The following is a 9,991-nucleotide window of genomic DNA, read 5'->3' as shown; positions in this document are numbered from 1 at the left end:
GGCCTGACCAGCGCGAAGGCCACAACGACGAAACCCAAGCCCAAGAAATCCACTAATCCGCGACCACGACGCACAGGTTAAAGATCAAGCTAGCGGTGGCGATCCAGGACCAGGCATAGGTGCGCTCGCCCTTGGAGCCGTCGCCGGCCGAGCGGATGGTCCACTTACGTTTCTGTCTCAGATGCTTGACCACTGCCTGCTCGCAGGTCAGGCAGGTGCCGCCGCCGAGAGTGAGGGTGAAGGTGGCGCGCACGCGCAGCACGTAGGCCTGGCCATGCTCTTCCAGGAAAGCACGCAGTTTCGTGCACGCGCCGTACACCTCATCGCCGGCCACGAAGTCCAGGCGCACGCCATCGCGGTAGGCATCGCGCAGTAGGCCGATGGCCAGTTCTCCCTTGGTAGCGAAGGTCAGCTCCAGCGGCAGCCCCATGGTGATCGCGCTGACGGGGTCGCTGATCTGCTCGGCGGGGATCCACTGCCGCGCGGCGATCAGCGCATGCCCGGCTCCGGCGCGGACATAGGCCAGGTGCACGGTGTTGATGCCGTTGTCGACGCCGCCCGCGCAGCCCATGTGCTGGCGCTTGACGCCCGCCGTCGCGACGCCTTTCTTCTCCTGGCCGGACTCATCCAGCACTCCCATGGTCAGGCTGCCTGGTCGGGCGGCGGCGTCCAGACGGCTGATGGCGAACCGGCGAACGGCGCTCATCGCGCCCGGCGTGTCCCAGCCGGCGCGATTCAACAGCCGTTGAGTGGCATCGGGACTGCGGTCACCTACCCACTCGGCGATCGTCCAGCCGTTACGTTTGGGCAGGTCGGACATCACGGCGCGAACGTACTTGGCGGCCTGCAACCGCGGTTCGACCCTGGCGAACATCGGAGCCAGCGCGGTCATGAGTTCCTCAGTGTTCCGCTGTACCCGTGCGGCCTCTACGATGAGGGCAGCAGCCGCTCTCGATCTTGCTCTCGTCACACAGACATGATCATGAGCGGCTATTCTCGTTGCACTGGAATCCCATCACAAGATCGCATCGACCAAGAGTGCGCATCATCCCAGCTCACACAGCAAATGGCGGCTGCCGTACTAGGAATGGGTCGGCCCGTCGTCACCCGCACTGCTCGTCATTCCAACCCTGCCCATCCGGCACCGATACCGGTCTCCGTACCCACACGAGCCGTAACGGCAGTACTCATGTCGATGGAATTCCTGCGCGATCCACGCACACTGGGCCAGAATGACGGGCATGGAAAACAACACCTCAGTAGAGGTGTCTCGTCTGGTGGCCAGAAGTTCAGCAACTACCTGCTGAACCTCATGGACCAGATCGCCGCCGTGGCCTGTTTGACCTAGCGTTCGACGTACGCCGCCTGTTGTGCGACGCACCCCGCGACGGAACGCTTCGCGGCTTGATCAACCCGAAAGGGGGGAGTGGGCGTATGGCAGATGACACCGAAGAAGAAAAGGAAGATGTCCTAATTTTGGCCTGGGCGATCCTGGGGATTATCGCCGGAGTTACTCTATTGGTAAAGTGGGCGCGATCCGTCGGAATCGCCCCCCCAGGATCAAATGTCGTTTGAGCAGCTCATAATTTTCTGCCTGCTACTTTTTGGCACCCCGATTCTTTCCGTTTCGCTTGGAGCTCATTTTCGCAAGGAAGTGGAGCGGGGGAGAATGTCTTGGGAAATATACTGGCTCGTGCTGTCTGGCCTTGTAGCGGCCACATTTACATTCTTGGGCATCACAGGTGTCGATGACATGCTAGAAGTATGGAAGTTCTTTTCCTCTTCACCATGAGCCCAGCCGGGATGGCGGTAAGAACGTGAGCCAGTCCCGACTAGGTGTACTGCCCACGGAGGTTAGGTACGCGGCGACATGACTTTGATGATCTTGTAATGGGTGAGGGCCTTCGGGTTCGGTGTGGATTGCGACATCTGCACCGTGACCCGAAAGGCCCTCATGCCCCACCGTAACGCCCCACTGACCGAGACAGGCAGACTTCGACTGGCCCGCTGCGTCGTCGAGGACGGCTGGCCACTACGACGTGCCGCCGAACGCTTCCAGGTCGCGGTCACCACCGCCCAGCGCTGGGCAGGCCGCTACCGCCTGTACGGCGCCGCGGGCATGACCGATCGTTCCTCACGCCCCCACCACAGCCCACGACGCACCCCCACCCGCACCGAACGACGCATCATCAAGATCCGGCTGCTGCGCCGATGGGGGCCGGCCCGCATCGCCTACCTGCTCGGGCTGAATCCGGCCACCGTGCACCGGGTCCTGACCCGCTACCGCCTGCCCCGCCTCAGATACCTGGACCGCGCCACCGGCCGCCTCATCCGCCGCTACGAACACAGCGCACCCGGCGACCTGATCCACATCGACATCAAGAAACTCGGCAACATCCCCGATGGGGGCGGCCACCGGATCCACGGCCGCGCCGCCGGCACACGCCACAGCTCCGCCCACCGCGACCCCGCCCGGCCCCGCACCACCCACGGCCGCCCCAACCTCGGCTACGGCTACCTGCACAACGCCGTCGACGACCACTCCCGCCTGGCCTACACCGAGATCCTGGCCGATGAGACCAAGGAAACCGCCACCGCGTTCTGGCGCCGAGCCCAGAGCTTCTTCGGGGTGTCGGTAAGACTCGTGCAACCAGGTACAAGCGTTTGAGTTAGCCCAGCTCAGCGGTACTGCGGATCGGGGCGTAGGGCTCTTCGCCAGTTTTCGGGACGCGCCCGATCTTGGATGACCAGTATTAATCCGGATTCGTAGGGTTTGTGGCGGCTTCTGGTGCCGCCCATGCGCGAGAGAGCCGGATGCGTCGTGGCGCGTGTGCTGGATGATGACGAGCTCATCGGGAACTGGACGCTCGTCGGGGACGAGCTGGCGTTGTTGTCGAATCGGCGGCCGGCGACCAAGTTGGCGTTCGCGCTGATGCTCCGGTTCTACTCGCTGCATGACCGGTTCCCCAAGGGCCGGTACGAGCTGCCGGACCAAGCGGTCGACTACGTGGCCAGGCTGGTGAAGGTCCCCGTTGCCGAGCTCGCGTCGTATGAGTGGGACGGCCGGACGAGCAAGGAGCACCGCAAGGAGGTCCGCAAGCACTTCGGGTTCCGTGAGTGCTCGATTGCCGATTCGGACAAGGCCGCCGACTGGGTGGCCGTGAACGTGTGCGACAAGGAGCGTCAGGCCGACCGTGTGCGGGCGGAGCTCCTCGCGCACTTGCGGGAGGACAAGGTCGAGCAGCCCGCGCCGGACCGGATCCGCCGGATCGCGGGGAAGGCGATCAGCCAAGCGGAGAAGACCCAGACTGCGTTGGTCGCGGGCAGGGTTCCGGCTGAGGCGGTGGCGCGGATGCTCGCGTTGATCGCCCAGTCCGCCGATCCGGGCGCTGAGGAGGACCAGGCCGGTACCGACGACGGCGCCCTGTTCGACGCCGAGGAGGTGACCGGCGTCGACCTGTTCGCGAAGATCCGGGAGGAGCCGGGGAACGTGAGCGTGAAGACGATCGAGAAAGAGGTGTTCAAGCTCAACTCGATCGGAGCGATCGGCCTTCCGGAGGATCTGTTCGCCGACGTCGCGCCGAAGATCCTTCAAGGATGGCGGGCGAGGGTGGCGGCCGAGGCGCCGTCGCATCTGCGGGACCACCCGCACGACATTAAGGTCACCCTGCTTGCCGCGTACCTGTTCTGCCGGGGCCGGGAGATCACCGACACCCTAGTCGATTTGCTGATCGCGACGGTGCACCGGATCAACGCCCGCGCTGAGACCAAGGTGACCAGCGATTTCGTCGCGGAGTTGAGGCGGGTGTCGGGCAAGGAGAACATCCTGTTCAAGATGACCGAGGCCGCTCTGGAAGCACCGGAGTCACGGGTCGAGGACGTCATCTACCCGGCGGTGCCGGGCGGGTACACGACGCTGGTGTCGCTGCTACACGAGTACCGGGCGAAGGGCACCTCCTACCGGCAGCACAAGCAGCGGGTGTTCAAGGTCTCCTACACCAATCACTACCGGACCGGCTTGATCCAGATTCTGGAGGTGCTGGAGTTCGGGTCGACGAACACCGTGCACGCGCCGATGATGCAGGCCCTCGCCCTGCTCAAGCGGTACAAGTCGGAGAAGTCCAACCGGATCAAGTGCTACGAGCTCGGCGAGACCGTCCCGATCGACGGCATCGTCCCGCCTGAGCTCGTAGATCTGCTGTACGGGGCAGACAGCAAGCGGCGCCAGCGGATCCTGCGGAGCGTGTACGAGTGCGGGGTGTTCCAGTCCCTGCGGGAGAAGCTGCGCTGCAAGGAGATCTGGGTCAAGGGCGCAGAGAAGTGGCGCAACCCCGACGACGACCTGCCCAAGGACTACGAGGCACGGCGCGCGGAGAACTACGCCAAGCTCCGCAAGCCGCTGGACCCCAAACGGTTCATCGACGAACTGCGCGACGAGCTGGATCATGAGCTGGGGCAGCTGAATGACGCGCTCGGCCACCAGCGGCTGCCCTGGCTGAAGATCTCCGAACGGAAGACCGGCGCGGTCCAGCTGAGCCCGCTGGACGCCCTCCCCGAGCCGGTCAACCTGCGCGGGCTGAAGGCCGCCATCCGGTCCCGGTGGGGCGTCGTCCCGCTGATGGACATGTTCGCCGAAACGTGCCTGCGCACCGGCTGCCTCCAGACCCTCTCCCCGGCCGGAGTTCAAGGGCACCTGGATCCCCAGCAGCTGTTCGAGCGGCTGCTCCTGGTCATCTACGCCTACGGGACCGGGACGGGGATCCGCGCCGCGGCGGCCGGCGACCATGACCACAACGAGGACGACCTGCGGTACGTGCGGCGCCGCTACCTGAGCGTGGAAGGCTGCCGCGAGATCGCCCGGACGATCGCCAACGCCACGTTCGCTGCCCGCCATACCGCCCTGTAGGGCGAGGGCACCACCGCGGTCACCTCGGACTCCACTCACTTCTCCGCCTACGACCAGAACATCTTCACCGAATGGCACTCCCGCTACCGGCGGGCGAAACGCGGGGTCTTGATCTACTGGACGGTCGAGACGTCCGGGGCGATGGCCGTACACAGTCAGCTGATCAGCTGCTCGGCCTCTGAGGTCCACGCCATGGTCGAGGGTGCGATGCGGCATGGCACCGACACGGAGATCGAGGCGAACTACGTCGATTCCCACGGCGCGAGCTTCGTCGGGTTCGGCATCACCAGGCTGCTGGACTTCGACCTGGTCGCTCGGTTCAAGCAGATCAACCGGATGAAGCTGTACGTTCCCGGGCGCGGGGACGACTTCTCCTACCCGCTGCTCAGCCCAGCGCTGACCAAGCCGATCCGGTGGGACATCATCGCCAACAACTACGACTTGATGATGAAGTACGCCACCGCGATCCGGCTCGGCACCGCCTCCACCGAGGCACTGCTGCGCCGGTTCACCAGCGAGACCACCCACCCCGCCTACGCCGCCATACTCGAAGTCGGCCGCGCCCAGAGATCGATCTTCCTCGCTCGTTACCTGCGGGACCGCGACCTGCAGCGGGAGACCGAATCCGGCCTGAACGTGGTCGAGAACTACAACGGCGTCAACGACTACATCCGCTTCGGCAAACGCGGAGAGCTCGCCTCCAACCGCAAGGAAGAACAAGAGCTCGGCATGTTGTGCCTGCACATCCTGCAGTCCTGCCTCGGCTACATCAACACCCTCATGATCCAGGACACCCTCGCCCTCCCCGAATGGCAGGACGTCCTCACCGACGCTGACCGACGCGGCCTGACCCCCGTCTTCTACACCAACATGACCCCGTACGGCGAGATCCAGCTCAACCTGCACAAGCGACTGACCTTCGACATCACCGATCTTTCCGCGTCCACCGCGTGATCAGCTCGGTGCCGTCATCCGGCATCCAGAACGGGATTGCCATGCAGGCCTCCGTTGGCGCACGGCCAGGGCCCAGCGTCCATGGGGCTCAGACCCGTACCGGAGATCAGCAGGAGCTCGTCGTCCAGGGCGAACACGATCTGTCCGTGTTCGAGGATGAGGGTGCGGCTCATGATGTTGCGCTGGTCGTCCGGGGCGGCATGCAGTTCACGTGCATGCAGGTCAGCTGAGACGGCCAGGAGCCGGCCGTCACGCCAGAACACCGCGGTGCCGTCGCTGTCCAGCACGGGGTAGGAGGTGTAGTAGCCCGGCAAGTGCGGGCCTTTGCGCACCGTACCGTCCGGCTCCAACGCCACGAAATGAGATCGCGACGGCGTCCGGTTCTCGAACTCGGGCCCGACGATCCGTCCCTTGTGGTTGACCAGCGGCATCGTGTGCGTGGGCCATTCGCGCAGGACCGTGCCGTCCGCGTCGTAGTGCGAGGTGGAGAACGCTCCATAGCCTTGCGAGCCGATGAGGAACTCTCCCGGGCCGAGGATCGCCTTGTGCTGCGTGGGTCCTGGCGGAGTGGCCGTGATCAGGCGCCCGTCCGTGAGGTCGAGGAAGAACGTGACGGCGATACCGCTGCTGTCGTCTTCGAACGTGGCCGCCACCCGATCTCCCGCGACCAACAGGGGTGTCCAGTGATGAGCCCGGATGGAGCGTGGGGACCAGGGCCGCATCGGTCGGACCTGCCAACCGGTGTTGACACCGGCCTCGACGACCCTGGGGTAGGACACCTTGTCCAGGGTGGTGGGAGTGGACCACAGGATCCCGCCGTCATCGCCGTGGAGAGCCACTCGCGGCGCACGTCCGGCCCGGGACAGTCGTTCGCGGCCGACCCGGAGCCAGGCGGTGACGATCCGTTCGCCGGCCACGACGAAGGCGCAGAGCCGCTCGCTCCGCTCGTGCACGGGTGCGATCGTCCGAAGGACGGCGCCAGACGCGTCGATCTCACAGACCACGTCACCGCCGGGTGTTCGGTGGGCGATCCAGACGTTCCCCGTGCTCATGCTGACCCGCGGTGGACCGGGCTGGCCATCGAACTCCCGCTGCCACAGCACCCGTCCCGACGGATCCAGAGCAGTGAGGACGGTCGTGTACAGGTCGCTGCCGCGATAGCTGGTGACGAACAGCGGGCCGCCAGGGTCGGGCGCCGCCAACCCCCATACCTGGCCAGCCGTCCATACCGTCCGCAGTGCGTTCACGCACGTCCTCCCAAGCGTCGACGGTGGGGCTATGACCTCGCGCGCCAGGACCGTTATGTCCGTGCCGGTGACATTAGCGTTCCCGACAGCCTTCAAGAAACCATCGTTTGCTGAAGAGATCACGACGGCACCTACCGCAGGCCGGATCGCCCTCAAAAACCCTCTTCAACAACGTGCCGGTTTCAATAACCTCCGCGACCCATTGTTGAGAGAATCGGAGGCGTGACGCCCCCGCTGGACCTCCCTAACGATCTTCTCGACGCCTTCCCCGTGACCCGGTCCGAGATCCGCATCGGCTACGCCCGCGTCTCCACCCGCGGCCAGAACCTCGAACGACAGATCGACGCCCTGACCCGGGTCGGCTGCCGTCGGATCTTCGCCGACAAGAAATCCGGTAAGACCGCACTGCGCCCCGAGCTCCAGGCCTGCCACGCCTTCCTCGCTGAAGGCGACACCCTCGTCGTTCCCAGCTTCGACCGGTACGGACGCACCATGAAAGACCTCATCACCATGGTCGCCGACCTCCAACGCCGCCAGATCGGCTTCACCTCCCTGCACGAGAGGCTCGACACCACCACCCCCGGCGGCCGGCTCATCCTCCATGTCTTCGCCGCCCTCGCCGAGTTCATCCGCGAACTCATCGTCATCGGCACCCACGAAGGCCTCGCCGCCGCCCGAGCCCGCGGCCGCACCGGCGGTCGCCCCACCGTCGTCAACACCGAGCTCCTCAAAGCCGCCCGCGACCTCCTTCCCGACCCCGAACGCTCCGTCACCTCCATCGCCCGCCTCCTGGGCGTCTCCGTCGGCACCCTCTACAACCACATCCCCGAACTCCAAGAACTCCGCGCCGCCGGCGCCGAGGCCACCGCCCTGATCAAGGGATAATGAGGTGCTTAGTCCCTGGTCATCCTGGATATCCTCACGGCCATGATCGACGAGGCGACAGCGGGCGGTAGACCGACCACGGCCAACCTTCGCAGTGTGCTGGGGCGGGCTTCCCGGGTGGTGATCGCTCAGGCGATGCCAGATGAGGCTGAGTCTGCCGGAGTGTCGCGGATCTCGGTCTCCGGAGCTGAGATCGCCGAGCTGGGGCGTCTGCTGGCCATCGTTGACGGCGGCACCGGGGACCTATGCCGGTGCAGCGGGTGGCCGACGATCCTCATCTACGCTGGTGATGACCTCATCGCCCGCTGGTCGTTGCATCACCAGAGCGGTATTCGCGGGGTCGGGAACTGCGACGCTGACCTCGTGGGCGGCCCTGCCCTCACCGAATGGCTCGCTGACCGTGGCTTGACCGGATCACGGGACGTACAGGCCGGCCTGGCCCGCGAGAGAGCGGAGGCCGAGCAGCGTCGGGTCCGTTGGATCCGGGGCGCGCCGGCCGGGCTCACCAAGGCCGCGGAAACCGTGGCACGCGACCAGTTTGGCGATCACGGATCCTGGTCTCGCTACCAGGACGTCGCCAGAAAACGGCTCGACGCCCAAATACGCCGCCGCCACCCCGACCAGACCGAACGTGTCCGCCTCCTGCTGGTCTGGCTCGGCCTCGCGGCCCGAGAAGTCTCCGGCGGCCTCATGTGGTACGACCTGGCGATCGAGCAGCAGCTCCTGGCAGAGTCGGCCGAAGTGATCCTTGGCGCGCTGGCCACCCAGCCGCCGAGCCCACGTCAGCTCGACGGCGCGGCCCAGCTCTTCTGCGCCCTGGAATGGACCAAGGCGCACGGCAAGGCACTGCCGGAACCACTGAAGTCGATGTTGAGGACGCACATCGAAGCAACCGGCACCGGACCGATGCGAACCCGCCTCGGCTGGGGCTACTACGGCGCCGAACGGACCGACTGACCACCAATGATCAGCCCCGCTAACGACACCTGAAGCAGGATGCCGATGAGTCCCGATTCCCCCAGCCTGGTACCGGGCATTCCACCGAGGCCGCGGCTGCCTGACCTTGCTGCTGCTCGCGCTCTCGGACCGGCCCAAGCCACTGCCGTCCGTTGGCAGCAACTGCTGCTCATCTGGCGATGGCATCACCAGCGGCACCTGATCTTGCACCCCGACCGCGTCTACCCGCAGATCGCAGTCCTCATCGAGGCAGCCGCCGCAGCACCAGCGCTACACCAGCTCTATCCGTTCACCAGCCACTTCAGCCTGAACTTCAGCAATTACACAAGCTTCCCCTGGCTGGTTCAGGCACCGTCGATCGACCCACTCAGCGACGGACGGTTCCGCGTCCGTCAGCCACGCAGCAGAGAGATCATCGGAATCACCAGCACTGTGGACGCGGCGGTATCCCTCGCCGTGAACAACCTCCCCGCCGGGCTCGTCCCAGCCATCAACCACTGAACCAAAACCACCAACAAGCCCCGAACTGAACCCTCTCTTCCTCCACCGCGCAGGGTCAACCTGCTGACCTGGGCTAACTCAAACGCTTGTACCTGGTTGCACGAGTCTTACCGACAGGCCAAGTCGCCAATCCCTTCTGGCGTCACCTGCACGCGCCACCCGTCCGGCCAGGAATGAGGCCGCGCGGGGTTGGCCACCATAGCCTCGACGAACTCGGCGGTCCCGGTGAAGGTCGCCCTGCCGAAGAAGGCGTCCCCGGTGAAGGCCGCCTTGTTGAAGACGGCTGTGGTGACGTGGCCGCTGGTCAGGTCGAAGTCGATGAGGGGGGCGCCGGTCAGATCCAAGTGCATCCCCGCCCAGAAGGATGGCGCGGCCGGGAGGGTGGAGCGCTGGCCTGCGGAGCGCTCGTCGCGCAGGTGGAGGCTGAGGATGCGCTGGGCGGTCAACCGCACCTGCAGCTCGCCCTCCCGGTCGCCGCTCTCCTGCCGTGGTGCGGGCTCGGCGGGTAGGGCAACGCTGGCGCGGGCGGCCTGGTAGCGGT

6 protein-coding genes and 3 pseudogenes are annotated in these 9,991 nt (G+C 65.6%); 6 read left to right on the top strand and 3 right to left on the bottom strand.

Annotated features, from left to right (window positions below; all coding sequences use genetic code 11):
- Nucleotides 1–88 precede the first annotated feature (88 nt).
- Nucleotides 89–892 (bottom strand): annotated as a pseudogene (locus ACZ6R6_RS48755) (IS701 family transposase); the annotation flags it as partial.
- A 303-nt stretch (nt 893–1,195) separates the two neighbouring features.
- Between ACZ6R6_RS48755 and ACZ6R6_RS48750 the strand changes: the two are divergent.
- From ACZ6R6_RS48750 to ACZ6R6_RS48740, 3 genes and pseudogenes are all read left to right on the top strand, one after another.
- Nucleotides 1,196–1,348, top strand: a complete 153-nt coding sequence (locus ACZ6R6_RS48750) for a hypothetical protein (RefSeq protein ID WP_470104307.1) — start codon at nt 1,196–1,198, stop codon at nt 1,346–1,348.
- 606 nt (nt 1,349–1,954) lie between these two features.
- A pseudogene (locus ACZ6R6_RS48745) lies at nt 1,955–2,647 on the top strand (leucine zipper domain-containing protein); the annotation flags it as partial.
- Nucleotides 2,648–2,821: 174 nt separating this feature from the next.
- Nucleotides 2,822–5,860, top strand: a pseudogene (locus ACZ6R6_RS48740) (Tn3 family transposase).
- A gap of 14 nt (nt 5,861–5,874) precedes the next feature.
- Here the strand turns inward: ACZ6R6_RS48740 and ACZ6R6_RS48735 are convergent.
- A complete protein-coding gene (locus ACZ6R6_RS48735) occupies nt 5,875–7,230 on the bottom strand; it encodes a hypothetical protein (protein ID WP_470104305.1) in 1,356 nt (451 codons plus the stop codon).
- 99 nt (nt 7,231–7,329) lie between these two features.
- Between ACZ6R6_RS48735 and ACZ6R6_RS48730 the strand changes: the two genes are divergently transcribed.
- Genes ACZ6R6_RS48730 through ACZ6R6_RS48720 form a run of 3 tightly spaced genes read left to right on the top strand, consistent with a single transcriptional unit; the run spans nt 7,330 to nt 9,450 of the window.
- The gene (locus tag ACZ6R6_RS48730) at nt 7,330–7,992 is read left to right on the top strand and encodes a recombinase family protein (RefSeq protein ID WP_470104303.1); all 663 of its coding nucleotides are present in this window, start codon (nt 7,330–7,332) and stop codon (nt 7,990–7,992) included.
- 42 nt (nt 7,993–8,034) lie between these two features.
- Nucleotides 8,035–8,949, top strand: coding sequence for a hypothetical protein (locus ACZ6R6_RS48725; RefSeq protein ID WP_470104301.1), 915 nt, complete (start codon nt 8,035–8,037; stop codon nt 8,947–8,949).
- 45 nt (nt 8,950–8,994) lie between these two features.
- Nucleotides 8,995–9,450 carry a DUF6193 family natural product biosynthesis protein gene (locus ACZ6R6_RS48720; protein WP_470104299.1) on the top strand — a complete coding sequence of 152 codons (456 nt, stop codon included), beginning with the start codon at nt 8,995–8,997 and terminating at the stop codon, nt 9,448–9,450.
- Nucleotides 9,451–9,557: 107 nt separating this feature from the next.
- On the opposite strand, the gene ACZ6R6_RS48715 is transcribed toward ACZ6R6_RS48720, so the two are convergent.
- Nucleotides 9,558–9,991, bottom strand: a 434-nt coding sequence (locus tag ACZ6R6_RS48715) for a hypothetical protein (protein ID WP_470104297.1), incomplete at its 5' end; no start/stop codon positions are given.

The sequence above is a fragment of the Streptosporangium sp. NPDC048886 genome (assembly GCF_055586905.1).
This window is presented reverse-complemented; position numbering and strand designations above follow the sequence as displayed.

Coding starts and splice junctions, on each gene's coding strand:
- ACZ6R6_RS48750 (WP_470104307.1), top strand. CDS start 1,196: ATGGAATTCCTGCGCGATCCACGCACACTGGGCCAGAATGACGGGCAT.
- ACZ6R6_RS48725 (WP_470104301.1), top strand. CDS start 8,035: ATGATCGACGAGGCGACAGCGGGCGGTAGACCGACCACGGCCAACCTT.
- ACZ6R6_RS48720 (WP_470104299.1), top strand. CDS start 8,995: ATGAGTCCCGATTCCCCCAGCCTGGTACCGGGCATTCCACCGAGGCCG.